Genomic DNA, 19,179 nt, shown 5'->3' with positions numbered 1-19,179 from the left:
GTTGGTTACCCCGGCATGAAGGTATTGCCGAGTCGTGCCAACATTCTCCGTAAGACTCCGGGAAGTTCCCGCGCCGAGCCGTCGACTTCTGTTCCGGACCGTAATCTACCGGGTGCGCGCGCCTTCGCCGAGGCGCATTGGCTGCACAGCATGATCTAGCCGATCTGGAACCCGGCCCGTCTCGGCGGCGATGCGAATGGCCTGGATATTTGCGGCATAGTCGGCAACACTCTTGCCGCGAAACACCGCGGAACCCGCAACCAGCGTATCGGCGCCCGCCGCCGCCACGGCAGCGGCATTGTCGCGCGTGATACCGCCGTCGACCTCGAGCCGGATCGGCCGGTCGCCGATCATGGCCTTGATCCGCTCGATCTTCCCGAGCTGGGATTGAAGGAACGACTGGCCGCCAAATCCCGGATTGACCGTCATCACCAGCACGAGATCGACCCGATCGAGCACGTAGGTGATGGCGCTCTCGGGCGTCGCCGGACACAGGCTGACGCCGGCCTTCTTGCCAAGCGCACGGATCGCCTGGAGTGAGCGATCGAGATGCGGGCCGGCCTCGGCGTGCACCGTGATGACATCCGCTCCGGCCTTGGCGAACGCTTCGAGATATGGGTCGACAGGCGCGATCATGAGATGCACGTCGAAGATCTTTTTCGTCGCCGGCCGGATCGCCTTGATGACATCGGCGCCAAAGCTGATGTTCGGCACGAAGTGTCCATCCATGACGTCGCAATGGATCCAGTCGGCGCCGGCCGTGTCGATTGCCGCGACCTCCTCGCCGAGACGCGCGAAATCCGCAGCCAGGATCGAAGGAGCGATGACGATCTCTGCCGTCATGGCTTTGCACTCCGCGCTTCAGTGCCGCCGTTGAAGACGCGGCTGGCCAGGACGTCCAGGGGATCGATGGTTTCGAGATCGGCGACATCGAGCATGCGGTCGAGATCGGACACCAGGCGATCGGCCTGACGCAGCCGGATGCGGTCGACGGCGTTGCGGATCGAGCGGGCATTGGAGAAGAACGGCTGGGTCCGGCGCAGCGCGATGTATTTCTCGAATGCCTCGCGCGCTGGCGCCGAAAAGCGATAACCCCGCTCCTTCAGCATCAGCTCGGCGATGACGAGCAGCTCGGCCTCGGCATAGTCGGGGAATTCGATGTGGTGGGCGATGCGGGAACGGAAGCCGGGATTGGAGGCGAAGAAGCTCGTCATGCGCTCGCCGTAGCCAGCGAGGATCACGACGAGGTCCTCGCGCTGGTTCTCCATCACCTGGAGCAGGATCTCGATGGCTTCCTGACCGTAGTCGCGCTCGTTGTCGGGCCGATGCAGGTAATAGGCTTCGTCGATGAACAGCACGCCGCCCATCGCCTTCTTCAGGATCTCCTTGGTCTTCGGCGCGGTGTGGCCGATATATTGGCCGACGAGATCGTCGCGCGTCACGGAGATTACCTGCCCGCGCCGCACGAAGCCGAGACCGTGCAGGATCTTGGCCATGCGCAGCGCCACCGTGGTCTTGCCGGTACCGGGATTGCCGGTGAACGACATGTGCAGCGTCGGTGGTGCGGACGCCAGCCCCGCGCGCTGCCGGATCCGCTCGATCAGCAGCAGTGACGCGATCTGGCGCACGCGGCTTTTGACGGGCTTCAATCCGATCAGCTCCCGATCGAGCTGTTGCAGCGTCTCGGTGATGCCGGCCGCTTCGGCCTCCTTGCGGAGATCGAAATGGGTCTCACCGGGCTCGGTCGTGGCTGCGTGGGGAACGTCCAGCATGGCTACCCTCGAAGAAAGGAGCTTCGCCGCGGGGGAGCGGCGAAGCAGTGGTCCGCCAAGGATGCGGAGCAGGGAGAGCTCCGCGCGGAGGAGAACGGTTATTGAGCGGCGTGGGCGGGCGGCTTGCGTACCGTCGTGTAACGGATCGCGCGGCCGCCGACCTCCTGCCGCACCAGCTCGAATTCGGCTTCCTTCGGTGGCCGGTTGACGAGGAAGGAGATCCGCACCGATTCCCAGCCATGGCTGGCATCGAAGCCGCTGATGCGGATGTAGCGGTCGCCGTACACCCTGCGGCATTCGGCGAGCTCCATCATCACGCCGGCGGCGTCCTGAAGGTCGAACATCGGCAGCCCCCACATCTCCCAATAGGTGTTGCGGGGATGCGGATCGTCGGTGAACTCGATGTTCACCGCCCAACCCTTGGTCAGGCAATATTGCACCTGCCTGGTGATCTGATCGTCGGTGAGATCGGGCAGAAACGAGAAGCAGCCTTGAGTGAGCTTCATGTCAAATCTCCTTAGACGGTTTCGAGCGCGGTCGGCACGAAGTCCGGCGTGTCGGTGGATTGATAATTGAAGGTCACGTCCTTCCAGACCTCGAGCGCCGCTTTCAGCGGCGTGCAGGTCTCGGCCGCCCTGGCCAGGATCTCCGGGCCCTCGTGGACGTAATCGCGACCCTCGTTGCGCGCGAGGATCATCGCTTCCAGCGCCACGCGGTTGGCGATCGCGCCGGCCGCGATGCCCATGGGGTGGCCGATGGTGCCGCCGCCGAACTGCAGCACCACGTCCTCGCCCAGGAGGTCGAGCAGCTGATGCATCTGGCCGGCATGGATGCCGCCGGAGGCGACCGGCATCATCTTGTTGAGGCTTGCCCAATGCTGGTCGAAGAACAGGCCGTGCTCGAGCTTGGCCGGATTGAAGTCCTCGCGGCAGACGTCGTAATAGCCGCGCGTGGTGTTGGGGTCGCCTTCGAGCTTGCCGACCACCGTGCCGGCGTGGATATGGTCGACGCCGGCAAGCCGCATCCACTTCGCAATGACGCGGAACGACACGCCGTGGCTCTTCTGCCGTGTATAGGTCGAATGGCCGGCGCGGTGCAGATGCAAGATCATGTCGTTGCGCCGCGCCCATTTCGCCATCGACTGGATCGCGGTATAACCGATCACGAGGTCGATCATGACGATGCACGACCCCAGCTCCTTGGCGAACTCGGCGCGCTCGTACATGTCCTCCATCGTGCCCGCGGTGATGTTCAGGTACGTGCCCTTCACCTCGCCGGAGGCGGCCTGCGCACGGTTCACGGCCTCCATGCAATAGAGGAAACGATCGCGCCAATGCATGAAGGGCTGCGAGTTGATGTTCTCGTCGTCCTTGGTGAAGTCGAGCCCGCCCTTCAGCGCCTCATAGACCACGCGGCCATAATTGCGGCCCGAAAGCCCGAGCTTCGGCTTCACCGTCGCGCCGAGCAGCGGCCGGCCGAACTTGTCGAGGCGTTCGCGCTCGACCACGATGCCGGTCGCGGGTCCCTGGAACGTCTTCACATAAGCGACGGGAAAGCGCATGTCCTCCAGCCGCAATGCCTTGAGCGGCTTGAAGCCGAACACGTTGCCGATGATCGAGGCCGAGAGGTTCGCGATCGAACCAGGCTCGAACAGGTCGAGATCATAGGCGATATAGGCGAAGTACGAACCCGGCGTGCCCGGCACCGGATCGACGCGGTAGCATTTCGCGCGATATTTCTCGGCAGCCGTGAGGCGATCGGTCCAGACCACGGTCCAGGTCGCGGTCGAGGATTCACCGGCCACCGCCGCAGAGGCCTCGATCGGATCGACACCTTCCTGCGGCGTCACGCGGAACAGCGCGATGACGTCGGTGTCCTTCGGCGTGTAGTCGGGCTCCCAATAGCCCATGCGCTTGTATTCCATCACGCCTGAGCGATAGCGCTCTTTGCCGCGGACCGTGCCTGCATGTGCGTTCATGTCTCTCTCCTGCTATTTTCTCTGCTCTTCTGATTGATCAGGCCGCAACCGGCTCGCGGGCATCGACGCGCGGATCCAGCTCGCCGGCGCGGTAGCGCCGCGCCATCTCGCTCAAGGGAACGACCTTGATCTCGCTGGCATGGCCTGCGGTGCCGAACTGCTCGAACCGGTCGCGGCAGAGCTCGCGCATCGCGTCCATCGCGGGCTTGAGGAATTTGCGAGGATCGAACTCATTGCGGCTCTCGGCCGCAACCTTGCGGAATATCGCGGTCATCGCCAGCCGGCAGTCGGTGTCGATATTGACCTTGCGCACGCCGCTCTTGATGCCGCGGACGATCTCCTCGACCGGCACGCCCCAGGTCTGCGGCATCTCGCCGCCGAACTGGTTGAACATGTCCTGCAGCGGCTGCGGCACCGAGGAGGAGCCGTGCATCACCAGATGCGTGTTCGGCAGCCGGCGGTGGATCTCCTCGACCACGCGCATCGCCAGGATGTCGCCGTCCGGCTTGCGGCTGAACTTGTAGGCGCCATGCGAGGTGCCCATCGCGATGGCGAGCGCATCGACCTTGGTGGCCCGGACGAAGTCGACCGCCTGGTCGGGATCGGTCAACAGCTGGTCGTGGCTGACCTTGCCCTCGACGCCGTGGCCGTCTTCCTGCTCGCCGCCGCCGTGCTCCAGCGAGCCGAGCACGCCGAGTTCGCCTTCGACGGAGGCGCCGACCCAGTGCGCGAGATCGACGACGCGCCGGGTGATCGCGACATTGTAGTCGTAGTCGGCCGCCGTCTTTGCATCGGCCTTGAGCGAGCCGTCCATCATGACGGAGGTGAAGCCATGGGCGATCGCGGAAGCACAGGTTGCCTCGTCATTGCCGTGGTCCTGGTGCATGCAGAGCGGGATGTCCGGATAGGTCCGCTCCAGCGCGTCGATCATGTGCGAGAGCATGAGATCGCCGGCATAGCTGCGCGCGCCGCGCGAGGCCTGGATGATGACGGGCGCGTCGACCTCGGCCGCCGCCTGCATGATCGCGATGCCCTGCTCCATATTGTTGATGTTGAATGCCGGCACTGCGTAGCCGTGGCTGGCCGCGTGATCGAGCAATTGGCGAAGGGTGATACGAGCCACGATTGATCCTCCTTATTGACGCTTGCGGGCGATCGCCCGGCGGGCCGCTTCCGCAATGCTTTGCGGCGTGATGCCGAACTCCCGGTACAGGACCGGTGCCGGCGCCGAGGCGCCGAAGCCGCGCATGCCGACGAATTCGCCCTCCGGGCCGATCCAGCGATGCCAGTCGCCGGCGACGGCTGCCTCGACACCGACGCGCGGCGCGGTGCCGAGCACGGTGGCGCGGTAATCGTCCGGCTGCGCCTCGAACAGGGCGAAGCAGGGCGCGGAGACCACGGCTGCACGGACGTGCTCGGTCGCAAGCAGGCGGGCGGCTTCCAGGGCGATCGACACTTCCGATCCGGTTGCGATCAGCGTCACGTCGCGGCCGCCGTCCGGCGAGACGACGAGATAGGCGCCGCGTGAGACGCGGTTCTTGCCGCGCGCATCGCTGCGGAAGGTCGGCAGCGCCTGCCGCGACAGGCACAGCACCGATGGACGGTTCTCGGAGCCGAGTGCGCAGTCCCAGGCCTCCAGGGTCTCCACCGCATCGGCGGGACGGAACACCAGCAGGTTCGGGATCACCCGCAGCGCGGCAAGGTGTTCGACGGGCTGGTGGGTCGGGCCATCCTCGCCGAGGCCGATGGAATCGTGCGTCATCACGTGGATGGCGCGCAGCCGCATCAGCGCCGCAAGGCGGATCGCGGGCCGGCTGTAGTCGGAGAACGCCAGGAACGTGCCGCCATAGGGGATGAAGCCGCCATGCAGCGCGAGGCCGTTCATCGCGGCGGCCATGCCGTGCTCGCGGATGCCGTAGTGGATGTAGTCGCCGGCATACGCCCCGCGCTTGACGGGAGCCTGCGCCTTGGCATGCGTGAGGTTCGAATGGGTGAGGTCCGCGGAGCCGCCGATCAGGCCGGGGATGGTCCCGGCGATGCCGTCGAGCACCTGTTGCGAAGCCTGCCGCGTCGCGAGCTTGGGACGCTCGGATGCGAAGCGCTCGCGCAATTTCGCCGCAGCCAGCGCGTACTCGGCCGGCAAGGCGACCGCCTTGCCCTCGACGAACAGATCGCGCTGCTCCGGCGTCGCGCGCTCATAGCGATCGAGCCAGGCGAGCCGATCGACCTGCCCGCGCTGCCCGATCATCCGCCATGCCTTGAGCACCGGCATCGGCACCACGAAGGGTTGGTAGTCCCAACCGAGAGCCCGCCGCGCCGCCGCCGTCTGCTCGGTGCCGAGCGGCGCGCCATGCGCCTTCTCCGTGCCTTGCCGATCCGGCGCGCCGTAGCCGATGATGGTGCGGCAGGCGATCAGCGACGGCCTTGCGGTCTCCCGCTCCTCGGCGATGGCCTGCGCGATCGCTTCCGGATCGTGCCCGTCGATGCTGCGCACCGACCAGCCGGAGGCGGCGAAACGCGCGAGCTGATCGTCGGACGTGGCCAGCGAGGTCGGTCCGTCGATCGAGATGCCGTTGTCGTCGAACAGCACGATCAATCGACCGAGCCCGAGATGGCCGGCGAGCGAGATAGCCTCCTGGCTGAGACCTTCCATCAGGCAACCATCGCCCGCGACCACGTAGGTGAAGTGATCGACGAGCCCGTCGCCATGCCGCGCATTGGCCATCCGCTCGGCGAGCGCCATGCCGACCGCGGTCGCGATCCCCTGCCCGAGCGGCCCCGTCGTGGTCTCCACGCCCGGCGTATGGCCGTATTCCGGATGGCCCGGCGTCTTCGAGCCCCATTGCCGGAACGCCTTGATGTCGTCGAGGCTGACGTCGCCGCCGGTCAGATGCAGCAATGCGTAGAGCAGCATCGAGCCATGGCCGGCCGACAGCACGAAGCGATCGCGGTCCGGCCAGTTGGGATGCGCCGAGTCGAATTTCAGGAAGCGCGAGAACAGCACGGTGGCGACGTCGGCCATGCCCATGGGCAGGCCGGGATGGCCCGACTGCGACGTCTCGATGGCATCGACCGCGAGGAAGCGGACGGCGTTGGCGAGATCATTGTGCGAGACCGCATTGAGATCGGCTTCGGCATGAACCGAGATGTTCATCGGATCCTCCCATTATCGTTGGTGGACGTCACTTCAGGTTCCGCTTGCGCTCGATGAGCTGCATGATCAGCGGCGTCAGGATCAGCTGCATCGCAAGGTCGAGCTTCGCGCCGGGGCAGACGATGGAATTGGCGCGCGACATCCAGCTCTGCGGCAGCATCGACAGCAGATAGGGGAAGTCGATGCCGCGCGGATTCTTGAAGCGGATCACCACCATCGATTCGTCCGGCGTCGGGATCCAGCGCGCGACGAACGGATTGGAGGTGTCCACCGTCGGCACGCGCTGGAAGTTGATGTCGGTCTCGGTGAATTGCGGGCAGATGTAGTGGATGTAGTCGGGCATCCGCCGCAGGATGGTGTCGGTGACCGCCTCGGTGGAGTAGCCGCGCGCGCTGCGATCGCGGTGCAGCTTCTGGATCCATTCGAGATTGATGACGGGCACGACCCCGATCTTGAGGTCGGCATAGCGCGCGACATTGACCTTGTCGGTGACCACGGCGCCGTGCAGGCCCTCGTAGAACAACAGGTCGGAGTTCTCCGGCAGCTTCTCCCAATCGGTGAAGGTGCCGGGCGCCGCGCCGTGCAGCGCCGATTCCTCGGCGTCGTGGACGTAGTGCCGCGTCACCGCCGTGCCGGTCTCGCCGTAGTCGCGGAAGGCGCGCTCCAGCTCCTCGAACAAATTGGTCTCGGGGCTGAAATGGCTGAAATGCTTGTTGCCGCGATCGGCTTCCTTCGCCATCTGCGCGCGCATCTCGGCGCGGTCGTAGCGATGAAACGCGTCGCCTTCGATATAGGCGGCGTTGACCTTCTCGCGGAAGAATATCTGCTCGAACGTCTTCTTCACCGAGGTGGTGCCGGCGCCGGAGGAGCCGGTGATGGAGATGATCGGATGCTTCCTGGACATGGCGCGCCTCGCTCAGAGCCGGAAGAAACCGCGCCGCGCGAACAGCGGTGCGGAGACGCTGGCGACCAGCAGCGGATCGCAATGCAGCTCCTCGACGCGGCGCACCTCGTTGCTCGAGCCCATGATCAGCGGCACGCGCTGATGCAGGCTCTGCGCCGAGAGGTCGAGGATGCGCTCGCGTCCCGTCGTGGCGGAGCCACCGGCCTGCTCGACGATCATGGCCATCGGGTGCGCCTCGTAAACCAGGCGCAGGCGGCCGTCGCCGTAGCCGGGACGCGCGTCGGAAGGGTAGAGGAAGACGCCGCCGCGGGTGAGGATGCGATAGGCCTCGGCGACCAGCGAGCCGACCCAGCGCATGTTGAAATCGTGGTTGGCGTGCCCTTCGACACCGGCGAGACATTCGTCGATGAAGGCGCGCACCGGCGGATCCCAGTGCCGCCGGTTCGAGGCGTTGATCGCGAACTCCTCGCCGGTCTCGGCGATCTGCACACCGCGGCGCGCGAGGCGGAAGCAGCCCGCCTTGCGGTCGAGCGTGAAGATGTCGACGCCCTCGCCGAGCGTCAGCACCAGGGAGGTCTGCGGACCGTAGGTGACGAAGCCCGCCGCGAGCTGCGCCGAGCCGCGCTGGTGGAAGGCGAGCGTGAGGTCGTCCGGGGCGGGCAGGATCGAGAAGATCGTGCCCACCGTCATGTTGATGTCGATGTTGGAGGAGCCGTCGAGCGGATCGATGGCGATGCAGATGCGCCCCTGCCGGTCGCCGATCTGGGCCTCGCGCATCTCTTCCGAGGCGAGCGCCGCGACCGGCAGCCGGCCGAGGCAGCGGCGCAGGATCGCATCCGCCTGCACATCGAGATTGCGCTGGAGGTCGCCGTCGCTGTTGCGGCCGGTGGTGAGGCCGGAGGCGTCCGCGAGATCGCCTGACGCGATGAGGTCGGCGATCTCGATGGCCGCCGCCGCGATGGCATCGACCGCGGCTGCCACGGCCAGCGCGTGCGGCGCGGTCTCGGAGTACCGTTGAAGGTGATCGTCCAGCCTGATTTGCCCGGTCATCTCGCGTCCATCCCCTTTGCCGGCGCCGCCTCCGATTGCCTCCCCGGTGGAGGTCGGTGCGGTCAGTCCCGGCATCAGGAGATTGACAGGGGCGGCTTAATAAGGAAAATTTCTATTCATAATGAGCCTCAAAGAATTTTCTTATAATAGCCCCGGCCATGCAGCGGCTCAGCTCCGGCATCTGACGATCCGGCAGCTGCGGTCGCTTGCGGCGCTCTCGGCCAAGGGCAGTGTGACGGCGGCGTCCGGCCATCTCGGGCTGACCCAGCCGGCCGTGACCCAGCAGCTCCGGCAGCTTCAGGACCTTGCCGGCCTGCCGCTGGTGCAGCGAACCGGCGACGGCATGCTGCTGACGGAGGCGGGCAAGGAGGTGCTGACGCTGGCCGAGCGGGTCGAGGCCGCCATCACGGACTGCCAGGGCGCGCTCGACCTGCTGGCGGGGCGGACCGGCGGCACCGTGCATCTCGGCGCGGTCTCGACCGCGAAATATTTCGTGCCGCACGCGATCGCGGCGTTCTCCAAGCGCTATCCCAAGATCGAGATCAAGCTGACCATCGGCAATCGCAAGGAGATCCGCGAGACCATGCACGGCTACGAGCTCGATTTCGCGGTGATGGGTCGGCCACCGGCCGACGTCTCGGTCGACGTCCGCCAGCTCGGGCGCAATCCGCACATCATCGTCGCGCGCAAGGGGCACTGGCTCGAGCAGGATTCCGGCCTCAGCCTGACCGATCTCGTGCACGAGACCTTCCTCACCCGCGAGCCCGGCTCGGGCACGCGGACGCTGATGGAGGGCATGTTCCAGAAGTCCGACCTCGAGCCGATCATCGGCATGGAGATGAGCAGCAACGAGACCATCAAGCAGGCGGTGATCGCCGGGCTCGGCATCGCTTTCATCTCGGCTCACACCGTGGCGCATGAGCTCGCCGAGGGCCGGCTCGTCGTGCTCGACGTTGCGGGCCTGCCGATCGTACGGCAATGGTACGTGATCCGCCGCAGCGACAAGGTGCTGCTGCCGCCGGCGCAGGCGATGTTCGATTTTCTCGGCTCGGAAGGGTCGAACTACCTGCCGGACCTGCCCGAGCTCGGCGAGCGCTGAGCCGCCGCCGCTCAGCTCATCAGCTTCATGGCAACGGTGGCCGCCAGGATCGCGATGATCTGGAGCAGGCGCTGCGTCGTGAAGATGCGGTTGAAGGTGGTCATTGCTTGCCCCGGCCGGCGTGGAGGAGATTTTGAGCGGCCCGTTGCTAGCACAGGCGGGCGGCGACACAACACCGTAATGGCCACGAGGGCGATGGCGCCTGCGGCGGGCCAGTTCACGGCCGCGCCGGCCGCTGGCGATCAGGCCGCGAGCGGCGCGGCGTGGTCCAGGCACGTCGCGAAATAGGCTTCCAGCTCCGACAGCGCCCGCGCCTCCCACTCCCCGGCCTGCTCCAGCAGCGACCAGCTCTGGCCCGGGCGGAATGCCGCGGTCTGGCGATAGAGCGATGCGATGCCGCGATAGCGCCGCACGTTCTCCAGGATGGCGTGACCGTTCATGTCCGAAAGCTCCCTCGTCGTTCCCGGGGGAGAAATTGCGGCCAAATCTTTTTCGAAAAGTTAGCGGCGCACGGCAAGCGCGCGGATGGTTGCCGGATTGTTGCGCGCACGCAACGCCCAACGCGCTGACGGGACGGTCCGGACAGCGATTTATTGCGGATTCGTTGCCGCGCTCTCGCCCGGGGGCTTCAGCCCGCCGCGGCTGACGATCTTCATCGTCTCGCGGCAGAGATCGGCAAGGCCGATCAGCAGCACGGCCAGCAGGCAGAACAGGTTGATGGAATCGGCATTCGCGCTGGATAACGCGTTGAACTCGAAGGCGGGCGGAATGAACGCCCACCACACCAGCGGAATGGTGAACAAAGCAGCGAACCCCGCCGCCGGCGCGCCCGCGACGAGGCCGAGCACGAACAGGCTGGGCAGGAACGCCGCAAAATAGTATTGCGCGCCGAGCGCAACGCAGATGGCCTGAAGCACAGCCGACATCGCGATCACGATGCAGGCGAGCAGCAACGCCTGCCACGACCACGGCCGCACCCAGGGTACGCCAAGCAGCCCCGCGCGCCTCATCAGCCTCCCCCTGCCGCCCGTTAACCGGCTTGATTGAGACGAAAATACTACAGCCGCAGGCAAACCGCGAGATGGAAACGACAGCGCCCCGGGACTGGTCAACGAGCCGCGAAGCACCGCTCTGGAGGCTTGCCGGCTGGCTGGGGTGCGCGTCCCGGACAAGCTGCAACGCGCAAGCGTTGCAGCGCAGAGCCGGGACCCAGGGCGACACGGTCCAATGCCGCGAGATGGGCCCCGGCTCTGCAGCGCACCGCACCGGACGATGCTTCGCATCGCCGGGGACGCTGCGCTGCGTCCGGGGCACGAGAGCGGTGGATGGCGGGCGATCTCTCGCCGTCATTGCGAGCGCAGCGAAGCAATCCAGAATCTTTGCGCCGAGAGATTCTGGATTGCTTCGTCGCAAGGGCTCCTCGCAATGACGGAGTATGAAGTGACAGTGTCTTAGGGTGGGCAAAGGCGCACTGGCGCCGTGCCCACGACCTTTCAAATGCGGAGATAAACGCGTGGGCACGCTGCGCTTTGCCCACCCTACGAGATCGCGTTTGTGGTACGCGCAGCGCAAATCGCAGACATGCCTTCTCGCTCTCGCGACTTGAATCGCCCGAGCTTTGCTTGCGTCTCCGCCCTCAATCCAGAAGGGCGCAGGGAAGGCCGGGTGCTGACAACGCACCCGCGGTCTGCTGCGCAAAATGCACACGCAGAAGAACCGCACAGCAGCATACAGGTGGTGCCGATCACTCGGCCTTCCCTGCGCGATGGTCGGACGGCTTATGCCGTGCTCTCCCGGGAGCCGAACTTTCCTTCTGGCCTCCCTCGCCGGTCGAATTGATGATGCCGTCCACCCGGTTGGGCTCGCGCACATCTTCGATCCGGCTTGACCGTAGCAACGACGGCCAGGACCACACGGTTTTGCCGTACGCGCATTCGTTCGCACCACAGGGTCGACGGCATCGTGCACGTAGCCATCGAATGTTGGCGCGACGAACTGAACAGCGCCGTTCGTCCGCACGCGGTTACGGGCTCACAGGGACTACCCGCCCTGCCCGCACCTCTCGTGCCGACGCTGCCGCGTCCACCGCAAGCCCGGCTCGCGATCAAGACGACCTCGAGATCGCCCCTCCTGGATGAGCCGGGATGGGCGACACATACGTCAAAACCGAATTTCGGTAAAGTGGAATATTTTCACGCGGATGGATTGACAGAGGCCGACACAGGCACGGTGCCGTAGCCCGGATGGAGCGCCAGCGTAATCCGGGACGGTGCGAGATGCCGGGCGAACGGTCCCGGATTGCGCGGAGCCTGTCATCGGGCGGCGCTTCGCGCCGACCCGTTGGCTCCATCCGGGCTACAAGAGAGAACGCATCACTTCGCTTGCACCGGCGCGCCATCCGCCATGGTCGTGACGCCCTTGCGCTCGACGATCATCCCATAGGCGTGCGGCTGGCGATGGACGTCGAAATTGAAGGTGGTGCGCTTGTAGGAATTGCAGAGATCGAGATCGCAGCGCGCCAGCGCGAGCTCGTCGCCCTTGGTCGTGCATCGCGCGATTATCTCGCCCGAGGGCGCGATGATGCAGCTGCCGCCGATATGGTCGACGCCCTCCTCGATGCCGGCCTTGGCGACGCCGACCACGAAGGTGCCGTTCTGGTAGGCGCCGGCCTGCATCACCAGATGATTGTGGAACAGCGAGAGATCGTCATGCTCGGGCGCGGGCGGATTGTGCACCGGCGTGTTGTAGCCGATCATCACCATCTCGACGCCCTGCAGGCCCATCACCCGATAGGTCTCGCTCCAGCGGCGGTCGTTGCAGATCGCCATGCCCATCACGCCGCCGAAGGCGCTGGCGACGCCGAAGCCGCCGCCCGGCTCGAAATAGCGCTTCTCCAGATGCTGAAACTTCCGCCACGGCTCGTGCTCGGCATGGCCGGGCAGATGGACCTTGCGGTATTTCGAGACGATCGCGCCGCTCTTGTCGACGAGAATGGACGTGTTGTAGCGCCTGACGACGCCGGCCGCGACCGTCAGCTCGGCATAGCCGAGGGTGAAGCCGATGCCGAGCTCGCGGCCGAGATCGAACAGGCCTCGCGTCTCCGGGCCCGGCATCTCGCGCTCGAAGAATTGGTCGATCTCGGCCTGATCCTCGAAATACCAGCGCGGGAAGAAGGTCGTCAGCGCGAGCTCGGGATAGACGATCAGGTCGCATCCGCACGCCTTCGCCTCGCGCATCAAGGCCATCAGCCGGGCCACGACTTCAGTCCTGCTCTCGGTCCTGGCGATCGGGCCAAGCTGGCCGGCCGCAACAGTCACAAATCTCGCCACGCCTCATTCCTTCGTTGTCCGGAGTGCCTCGAGCCCCGAGCCTATCGAGCGGCGCACCGCGCGCACAGGTCGGGTCGTCCCATCTTCGCGACGGGACACAATCAAATTCCATGCCTTGCGGGTATCATCGTGCGGAGCCGCCCGACCATGCGGAAGAATCCTGGAACTTCGTTGCGGATATGCAACGGTTCCCCACGATCTGAAGCCGGACAAAACAAACTCCCATTCCGGCCACGAACCGCTCTCACAAGCCGTGAGACGATCAGGGGAACGACGATGCGTGCACAACGCGTTTGGAAAGTGAATGGGGATGCCAGCATCGGGCACCTCCAATCCAGACTGGATGATCTGAACAAGCGGCTGGGTCAGCTTGAAAGCCAGCATCCGGACACCTGGAAGATCGAGGAGCTGAAAGCGAGCGCGCTCAGCCTCTCGCGCGAGATCGACGACATCCGCTGCGCCGAGGCGACCGCGGCCTTGAGCGAGCTGCTGCGGAAGTAATCAGGCCTTTCGCGATCCGCGCCCTTCGCAAGGGAACCAAGCTCCACCGCCGCCATTTCCATGAGAGGATGGAGCACGGTCATGGCCGGGCACCTGACGCGAGCCCATCTCGCGCGAGGTGGCCGGCGCGGTGTCCATGCTGGTGCTGCGCGCGACGGCGGCGTTCGCCGCGCGCGCCACTGTGAGGGTTTAGCGCCGTGAGGGATTTCGCATGACGTCCGAGCCCGAGGAGCAGGTGCGGCTGCAAGGTTTTGGCGAGATGACGTTGCGCACGGCGGTCGCGACGCTGATGCAGCTCGCACCGCGCGAGCGCGCGGAGGCCGCGATCTTCCGCGTCCGCGACGGCGTGCGACTGGCGGAAAGCGAAGTCGCCGACCTCGCCTCACACTGGGGCATCGAACCGGCGCCGAAGGTGCGGTCGCCGCGACTGGTCCCCGAGCAGCACTGGCCCGACGTCGTGCGCGGCATGGTGCGCGAGGCGCCGCTGCCGGCGCTAATGGTGGCGTTTCTGGTCGGCGTGCTGGTAGCGCGGCGATAAGGCTGCTCGCGCCGACCGCGATCCGCTTCCCAAGACCACCATCAAGGCCACCATTCCTGGCCGCCGCAGCGGCCAGGCCGGTGACGGTCAAGCGTCTCAGTGATGCATCTTCTTTGCGCGCGCGGGCGGCATCAGCACCGTGTCGATGACGTGAATGACGCCGTTCGACGCTTCGATATCGGGCTGGATGACGTGCGCGTCATTGACGCGGACACCGAAACGTCCATCGACGCTGACGGGCTGGCCCTGAACGGTGGCGACTTGCAGCGACTTGCCGGCGATGTCGGCGGCCTTCACGCGGCCCGGAACGACATGATACTTCAGAATGGCCGCCAGCTTGGCCTTGTTCTTCAACAGCGATTCGACCGTGCCGGGCGGCAACTTGGCGAACGCCGCATCGCTGGGCGCGAACACGGTGAAGGGGCCCTTGCTCTTGAGCGTCTTCACGAGGCCGGCCGCTTTCACGGCTGTCACCAATGTGGTGAACGAACCGGCAGACACCGCGGTGTCCACGATGTCGGCAGCGCGCGCCACGGATGGACCAAGCAGGCCAGCGACCATGGCCGCTCCGGCCACGAACGAACGAATTGCGGGCGTCATCAAATTCTCCAGATGTGAGTGAGGCCATGACGAAGCAATGGATGCACGCGATGCCGCACATCCATCGTCCGATCAGTTGCGATCGACCCGGAGGAAACGAAACGTCGCGACGGCTGGATCACCACATCACGAGAAATCCGCGGGGGCGGACGATCGAGAGAGCATCGAGGGCTCCCCGTTTATAACTTCGATGGATTTCGCCTCATTCTACCCACGCATCAAGGCGACGTCAGAAATTGATGCGCGCGACCATTTCGTGCTGACCAAGCATGTAAACGTCACGTTTACGATCTTCGAGCAGATCGAAGTCCAGCTGTTCGACGTCATGGAAGCCGGCAACATGTTCTGGCTCGACATAAGGTGCATGAAGGTCGAGGCGTCCTGCGCCGTGAGACCCCTCGACAAGAACCCGGCGGCCGGGCTGCGGCGGACCACCGCCTGGATGTTTCCGCCTTCAGCCGCCGGCGCAGGTCGGCGATCAGGTCGTCGCAGTCACCCTCGGCATCGAATTGGATCAGCGTTCCCTTCAACGGCGTCTCCTTAATATCCACATGGAGCGGTCTAGTGCCGGTCAGTCGAATCCTTTTCCCGAGACACACAATAGCCCCTAAGTGGAATCTCCATACTCCAATTGAAAAGTATAAAGATTAATAAAATCAATGAATTAATAGGATCTTGCAAAGAACTTGAAAATAATTCTTTGATTTTGGCACGAAACTGATAGGGTTGTCGGACCGATTCACCTTGGAGCCGTGCCCACATGTCGCTGCCGATCGAGAAGGAAGTCCGCGTGGTCCTCGAGCCGTACAACAAGCGGATCCGCAAGGTCTTGGACAAGGCCTTCAAAGACTTTCTCGCAAAGCGCGGCGCCGGCAACATTTACAAGCGCACCGACTCCGTCGACGTATTCGACAGCGTCATCCGGGCGGCGATCGCGGAGTTCAACAACAAGCCGGGTGCGGTGGTGTTCGCGACCGGCTCGACGGCGCGCTTCCTGTTCGACGGCAAGGTGCTGGCGCGCTTCAAGAAGGCCGTCAAACGCGGCAAGGGCAGCAACATCCGGACCGGCGCCAACGACAACTTCCTGGATCCAGCGATCCCGTTCGCGGACGTGCCGTCGGCGATGAAGGTCGAGATCTGCTGGCAAGTGAACTCGCTCGGCACCGGCTACGACTCCGTTCATGTGACGGCCCGCAACGGCGACGGCCAGCTCTGGAGTTACGAACTGCCCGGCGGCCAGCAGGGCATCATCGAGTTTCCGCAGAAGACCGCCGTTCCGCAGCAGCCGCGGCGCCGCAGCGTCGCCAAGCTCAAGGACACGGCCAAGAACAAGAAGAAGGGCGGCGAAGCGTCCTGACCGCCCCTTTTGGGCGGTTAACTGGGCGTAAACGAGAATCGTCGCCGACTCGGGAGTGAAGGACTGCTGCATGCCGAAGACTGGGACCATGCTGCGCTTGGCGCGGCAGCTACGCGGATTCCCGCAGAACGAGGCTGCGGAATGCCTGCGCGTGCCCAACGCCGAACTGTCCCGCATCGAGAACGGATTGAAGGAGCCGAGCGAGAAACTGCTGGCGGCGGCCGCCGAGATCTTCTCGGTGCCCCAGGAGTTCTTCGCGCAGACCGACGCGGTCTACGGCGCGCCTGTGAGCGTCCATGCGCCCATGTGGCGCAAGAAGTCGAACGTGTCGGCAACCGAGCTTCACCGGATCGTCGCCGAACTCAACGTGCGCGTCATGCACCTGCGCAAACTTCTAGATGCGACCGATCTCGAGCCAGTCAATAAGCTACCGCGCTTCGACGCCGACGAGTACGACAACGACGCCGAGAAGATCGCGGGCCTGGTCCGCCGCTTCTGGCAGGTGCCGGATGGACCGATCCAGGATCTGACCGCGCTCGTCGAGGACGCCGGTATCTTGGTCGCGCACTCGGACCTGGGGGGGTCGTCCGTCTCCGGCGTGCGCTTCTCCGTGCCCGGCATGCCGCACCTCATCGTGCTCAACCGCGCGCATCCCTCCGACCGTATGCGCTTCACCCTCGCCCACGAACTCGGGCATATCGTGATGCATGCGTTCCCGACCCGGAACATGGAGGACGAGGCCGACACGTTCGCGTCGTGCCTCTTGGTGCCGACGGAGGACTTCAAGCAGTCTATCGCGGGCCGCCGCGTCGACCTGCGTACGCTCGCTGCGCTGAAGCCCGAGTGGAAGGTGTCGATGGGTTCGCTGGTGTTCGCGGCCGAGCGCGCCGGTGCCCTCAACAAGACCCAGTCGCAGTACATCTGGAAGCAGTTCAATATTCACAAGATCCGGCTTCGCGAGCCACCCGAACTCGACTTCGCCCCGGAGCAGCCCCACACGGTCAGCGATCTCGTCTCGTTGCACCTCAACGACATGGGCTACACACTGGCCGATCTGTCGAAGATGTTGAAGATGAACGAGGTCGAGGTCGCCAAGACCTACGACATCAACCTGCCGGGCGAAGGTGGCAAGGCGCGCGGGGGGCACCTGCGGATCATTCAGTGACGCAGGAACGTAGGCACAACGACAGCAGCGGGCAGGCCGACAAGCGGCGATAGCGACGGTCGCGCTGCACCGCCCGCGGCAACTTTGGATTGTCGAAAGCTATGGAAATGTGCCAGAGGTCCAGCCAGTATGGCGCTGACTCCAACCTTTGGTGTCTATCATGGCGAAGCCGAACGAGCCGTACCGATACTGTATTGTGGAAAGCTACTATCCTGACAGCACCGCGGGGCTGCACGGCCCTGTCCACATTAGGCCGGTCCCAGGCGAGGAATTCCCGACGCACTTGCGCGTCGAGTGCAGCAAGGACCTAATGAACCCAAGGATCCATCCCGTAGGGACGCGCTTCCGGCTTCGGGTCAAGCTGACCGATCGGGGGGGCGGCGGCGAATTCCTATATTCGTATTTTGGTTGGCCCGTTGAGGTGCTCGGACCCGACGAGCGATAGGATCCGCGCTTTGCGGAACGCTGCGGCATCTAAAACGATCGCGGGCGACGGATCATTCCGACCCACTGTAATTATTTCTTGGGCCCTTCCTTGGGCCCTAAAAAATGCTACAGGCTTAAGTCATTGAAGTTGTTGGTCGGAGTGGCAGGATTCGAACCTGCGACCCCTGCGTCCCGAACGCAGTGCTCTACCGGGCTGAGCCACACTCCGACAAGAAGGCGGCTTATAGCGTCGGGTTTGACGCACCGCAAGCGGCCGAGATGAGGAATTTTGTCCCTGTGAAAACGGGCCTTGAAACGCTGATTTTACCGGCCGGCGCGGCCGGCGCGGAGGCTGCCGCCAGGACTTTGGCGGCCGGCGGGCTGGTCGCGTTTCCGACCGAGACGGTCTATGGGCTCGGCGCGGACGCCGCCAACGCAGGCGCGATCGCCCATCTCTACGCCGCCAAGGGGCGGCCGGCGTTCAATCCGCTGATTGCGCATGTCGCCGATATCCCGGCGGCGCGGCGGATCGGGCGGTTCGACGCGCGCGCCCTGAAGCTGGCGGAAGCGTTCTGGCCGGGGCCGCTGACGCTGGTGGTGCCGAAGGCCGAGGGCTGCCCGGTGGCGGATCTCGCCACCGCCGGCCTCGACACCGTCGCGATCCGGATTCCCGCCCATCCCGTCGCGCAGGCGATCCTGCGCGCCTTCGGCGGGGCCGTGGTGGCGCCGTCGGCCAACATCTCCGGCCACGTCTCGCCGACGCTGGCCGCCCATGTCGAGAGCGACCTTTCGGGGCGGATCGACCTGATCATCGACGGCGGGCCGGTGACGGTCGGCGTCGAATCGACCATCGTCGGCTGCTTCGAGACGCCCATGCTGCTGCGGCCCGGCGGCCTATCGCGCGAGCGGATCGAGGCGGTGCTAGGCGCGAGCCTGGCGCGGCCGCCTGCGGAAACGGGCAGCGACGACAGCCAGCCGCTGGCGCCGGGCATGCTGGCCTCGCATTACGCGCCGCGCGCTTCCGTGCGGCTCAACGCGCGCGAGGTGGCGCCGGGCGAAGCGCTGCTGGCGTTCGGCTCCGCGCGCCTGCCTGGCGTCGATACCGCGTCGGCCGTCATGAATTTGTCGCCCAGCGGTGATCTCGATGAAGCCGCCGCCAATTTGTTCGGCTATCTTCGCGCGCTCGATGCGAAGGGTCCCCGGGCGATCGCGGTGATGGCAATTCCCGAAGAGGACCTTGGCGAGGCGATCAACGACCGGCTCCGCCGGGCGGCGGTGGCGCGATAAGAAGCTTGAGAAGAGACAC

19 protein-coding genes and 1 tRNA gene are annotated in these 19,179 nt (G+C 65.2%); 7 read left to right on the top strand and 13 right to left on the bottom strand.

The window, feature by feature from the left end; all coding sequences use genetic code 11:
* Positions 1 to 105: 105 nt before the first annotated feature.
* From rpe to DCM80_RS20085, 8 genes are all read right to left on the bottom strand, one after another.
* On the bottom strand, positions 106 to 843 hold the full coding sequence (gene rpe, locus DCM80_RS20120; RefSeq protein ID WP_257193297.1) for a ribulose-phosphate 3-epimerase: 738 nt from the start codon (positions 841 to 843) through the stop codon (positions 106 to 108).
* Positions 840 to 1,772: a CbbX protein gene (cbbX, locus tag DCM80_RS20115; RefSeq protein ID WP_257193296.1), complete on the bottom strand. Its 933-nt coding sequence runs from the start codon at positions 1,770 to 1,772 to the stop codon at positions 840 to 842. The genes rpe and cbbX overlap by 4 nt, the downstream gene beginning before the upstream one ends.
* Before the next feature lie 98 nt (positions 1,773 to 1,870).
* Positions 1,871 to 2,278: a ribulose bisphosphate carboxylase small subunit gene (locus tag DCM80_RS20110; protein ID WP_257193295.1), complete on the bottom strand. Its 408-nt coding sequence runs from the start codon at positions 2,276 to 2,278 to the stop codon at positions 1,871 to 1,873.
* A gap of 11 nt (positions 2,279 to 2,289) precedes the next feature.
* Positions 2,290 to 3,750: a form I ribulose bisphosphate carboxylase large subunit gene (locus DCM80_RS20105; RefSeq protein ID WP_257193294.1), complete on the bottom strand. Its 1,461-nt coding sequence runs from the start codon at positions 3,748 to 3,750 to the stop codon at positions 2,290 to 2,292.
* A gap of 37 nt (positions 3,751 to 3,787) precedes the next feature.
* Positions 3,788 to 4,873 (bottom strand): class II fructose-bisphosphate aldolase, encoded by a 1,086-nt coding sequence (fba, locus tag DCM80_RS20100; protein WP_257193292.1) that lies wholly within the window; start codon positions 4,871 to 4,873, stop codon positions 3,788 to 3,790.
* 12 nt (positions 4,874 to 4,885) lie between these two features.
* The gene (gene tkt / locus DCM80_RS20095; RefSeq protein WP_257193291.1) at positions 4,886 to 6,904 is read right to left on the bottom strand and encodes a transketolase; all 2,019 of its coding nucleotides are present in this window, start codon (positions 6,902 to 6,904) and stop codon (positions 4,886 to 4,888) included.
* 28 nt (positions 6,905 to 6,932) lie between these two features.
* Positions 6,933 to 7,808 carry a phosphoribulokinase gene (locus DCM80_RS20090; protein WP_135167820.1) on the bottom strand — a complete coding sequence of 292 codons (876 nt, stop codon included), beginning with the start codon at positions 7,806 to 7,808 and terminating at the stop codon, positions 6,933 to 6,935.
* Positions 7,809 to 7,820: 12 nt separating this feature from the next.
* Entirely contained in the window at positions 7,821 to 8,858 is a 1,038-nt protein-coding gene (locus DCM80_RS20085; RefSeq protein WP_257193290.1) for a class 1 fructose-bisphosphatase, read from the bottom strand.
* A 121-nt stretch (positions 8,859 to 8,979) separates the two neighbouring features.
* Here DCM80_RS20085 and DCM80_RS20080 point away from each other — a divergent pair, with 121 nt between their 5' ends.
* On the top strand, positions 8,980 to 9,957 hold the full coding sequence (locus DCM80_RS20080) for a LysR family transcriptional regulator (RefSeq protein WP_257193288.1): 978 nt from the start codon (positions 8,980 to 8,982) through the stop codon (positions 9,955 to 9,957).
* 242 nt (positions 9,958 to 10,199) lie between these two features.
* Here DCM80_RS20080 and DCM80_RS20075 read toward each other — a convergent pair whose 3' ends face one another.
* The 3 genes from DCM80_RS20075 to DCM80_RS20065 form a co-directional block, all read right to left on the bottom strand.
* Positions 10,200 to 10,397 carry a hypothetical protein gene (locus tag DCM80_RS20075; protein WP_257193287.1) on the bottom strand — a complete coding sequence of 66 codons (198 nt, stop codon included), beginning with the start codon at positions 10,395 to 10,397 and terminating at the stop codon, positions 10,200 to 10,202.
* A 150-nt stretch (positions 10,398 to 10,547) separates the two neighbouring features.
* On the bottom strand, positions 10,548 to 10,967 hold the full coding sequence (locus DCM80_RS20070; RefSeq protein ID WP_257193285.1) for a DUF4118 domain-containing protein: 420 nt from the start codon (positions 10,965 to 10,967) through the stop codon (positions 10,548 to 10,550).
* Between the two features lie 1,362 nt (positions 10,968 to 12,329).
* Positions 12,330 to 13,286 (bottom strand): N-carbamoyl-D-amino-acid hydrolase, encoded by a 957-nt coding sequence (locus tag DCM80_RS20065; RefSeq protein WP_257193284.1) that lies wholly within the window; start codon positions 13,284 to 13,286, stop codon positions 12,330 to 12,332.
* Between the two features lie 276 nt (positions 13,287 to 13,562).
* Between DCM80_RS20065 and DCM80_RS20060 the strand changes: the two genes are divergently transcribed.
* The gene (locus DCM80_RS20060; RefSeq protein ID WP_257193283.1) at positions 13,563 to 13,787 is read left to right on the top strand and encodes a hypothetical protein; all 225 of its coding nucleotides are present in this window, start codon (positions 13,563 to 13,565) and stop codon (positions 13,785 to 13,787) included.
* 211 nt (positions 13,788 to 13,998) lie between these two features.
* Positions 13,999 to 14,325: a hypothetical protein gene (locus tag DCM80_RS20055; RefSeq protein WP_257193282.1), complete on the top strand. Its 327-nt coding sequence runs from the start codon at positions 13,999 to 14,001 to the stop codon at positions 14,323 to 14,325.
* Between the two features lie 96 nt (positions 14,326 to 14,421).
* Here the strand turns inward: DCM80_RS20055 and DCM80_RS20050 are convergent, their stop codons facing one another.
* Complete coding sequence (locus tag DCM80_RS20050; RefSeq protein WP_373569417.1) at positions 14,422 to 14,886, bottom strand: fasciclin domain-containing protein; 465 nt, start codon at positions 14,884 to 14,886, stop codon at positions 14,422 to 14,424.
* A gap of 76 nt (positions 14,887 to 14,962) precedes the next feature.
* Between DCM80_RS20050 and DCM80_RS20045 the strand changes: the two genes are divergently transcribed.
* From DCM80_RS20045 to DCM80_RS20035, 3 genes are all read left to right on the top strand, one after another.
* A complete protein-coding gene (locus DCM80_RS20045) occupies positions 14,963 to 15,469 on the top strand; it encodes a hypothetical protein (RefSeq protein WP_257193280.1) in 507 nt (168 codons plus the stop codon).
* Between the two features lie 216 nt (positions 15,470 to 15,685).
* Positions 15,686 to 16,282 carry a hypothetical protein gene (locus DCM80_RS20040; RefSeq protein ID WP_257193279.1) on the top strand — a complete coding sequence of 199 codons (597 nt, stop codon included), beginning with the start codon at positions 15,686 to 15,688 and terminating at the stop codon, positions 16,280 to 16,282.
* 70 nt (positions 16,283 to 16,352) lie between these two features.
* Positions 16,353 to 17,447: an XRE family transcriptional regulator gene (locus tag DCM80_RS20035; protein WP_257193278.1), complete on the top strand. Its 1,095-nt coding sequence runs from the start codon at positions 16,353 to 16,355 to the stop codon at positions 17,445 to 17,447.
* A 578-nt stretch (positions 17,448 to 18,025) separates the two neighbouring features.
* On the opposite strand, the gene DCM80_RS20030 is transcribed toward DCM80_RS20035, so the two are convergent.
* Positions 18,026 to 18,102, bottom strand: a tRNA-Pro gene (locus tag DCM80_RS20030).
* Positions 18,103 to 18,170: 68 nt separating this feature from the next.
* On the opposite strand from DCM80_RS20030, the gene DCM80_RS20025 reads away from it, so the two are divergent.
* Entirely contained in the window at positions 18,171 to 19,160 is a 990-nt protein-coding gene (locus DCM80_RS20025; RefSeq protein ID WP_257193277.1) for an L-threonylcarbamoyladenylate synthase, read from the top strand.
* Positions 19,161 to 19,179 lie beyond the last annotated feature (19 nt).

Origin of the sequence: Bradyrhizobium sp. WBOS08 (genome assembly GCF_024585125.1) — a bacterium.
In the GTDB taxonomy this organism is placed as follows: Bacteria; Pseudomonadota; Alphaproteobacteria; order Rhizobiales; family Xanthobacteraceae; genus Bradyrhizobium; species Bradyrhizobium japonicum_B.
This window is presented reverse-complemented; position numbering and strand designations above follow the sequence as displayed.

Bases quoted from the DNA above. Each gene is read 5' to 3' on its own strand.
- rpe (WP_257193297.1), bottom strand. From the start codon at position 843: ATGACGGCAGAGATCGTCATCGCTCCTTCGATCCTGGCTGCGGATTTC.
- cbbX (WP_257193296.1), bottom strand. From the start codon at position 1,772: ATGCTGGACGTTCCCCACGCAGCCACGACCGAGCCCGGTGAGACCCAT.
- DCM80_RS20110 (WP_257193295.1), bottom strand. From the start codon at position 2,278: ATGAAGCTCACTCAAGGCTGCTTCTCGTTTCTGCCCGATCTCACCGAC.
- DCM80_RS20105 (WP_257193294.1), bottom strand. From the start codon at position 3,750: ATGAACGCACATGCAGGCACGGTCCGCGGCAAAGAGCGCTATCGCTCA.
- tkt (WP_257193291.1), bottom strand. From the start codon at position 6,904: ATGAACATCTCGGTTCATGCCGAAGCCGATCTCAATGCGGTCTCGCAC.
- DCM80_RS20090 (WP_135167820.1), bottom strand. From the start codon at position 7,808: ATGTCCAGGAAGCATCCGATCATCTCCATCACCGGCTCCTCCGGCGCC.
- DCM80_RS20085 (WP_257193290.1), bottom strand. From the start codon at position 8,858: ATGACCGGGCAAATCAGGCTGGACGATCACCTTCAACGGTACTCCGAG.
- DCM80_RS20080 (WP_257193288.1), top strand. From the start codon at position 8,980: ATGAGCCTCAAAGAATTTTCTTATAATAGCCCCGGCCATGCAGCGGCT.
- DCM80_RS20075 (WP_257193287.1), bottom strand. From the start codon at position 10,397: ATGAACGGTCACGCCATCCTGGAGAACGTGCGGCGCTATCGCGGCATC.
- DCM80_RS20070 (WP_257193285.1), bottom strand. From the start codon at position 10,967: ATGAGGCGCGCGGGGCTGCTTGGCGTACCCTGGGTGCGGCCGTGGTCG.
- DCM80_RS20060 (WP_257193283.1), top strand. From the start codon at position 13,563: ATGCGTGCACAACGCGTTTGGAAAGTGAATGGGGATGCCAGCATCGGG.
- DCM80_RS20055 (WP_257193282.1), top strand. From the start codon at position 13,999: ATGACGTCCGAGCCCGAGGAGCAGGTGCGGCTGCAAGGTTTTGGCGAG.
- DCM80_RS20050 (WP_373569417.1), bottom strand. From the start codon at position 14,886: ATGGTCGCTGGCCTGCTTGGTCCATCCGTGGCGCGCGCTGCCGACATC.
- DCM80_RS20045 (WP_257193280.1), top strand. From the start codon at position 14,963: ATGGATGCACGCGATGCCGCACATCCATCGTCCGATCAGTTGCGATCG.
- DCM80_RS20040 (WP_257193279.1), top strand. From the start codon at position 15,686: ATGTCGCTGCCGATCGAGAAGGAAGTCCGCGTGGTCCTCGAGCCGTAC.
- DCM80_RS20035 (WP_257193278.1), top strand. From the start codon at position 16,353: ATGCCGAAGACTGGGACCATGCTGCGCTTGGCGCGGCAGCTACGCGGA.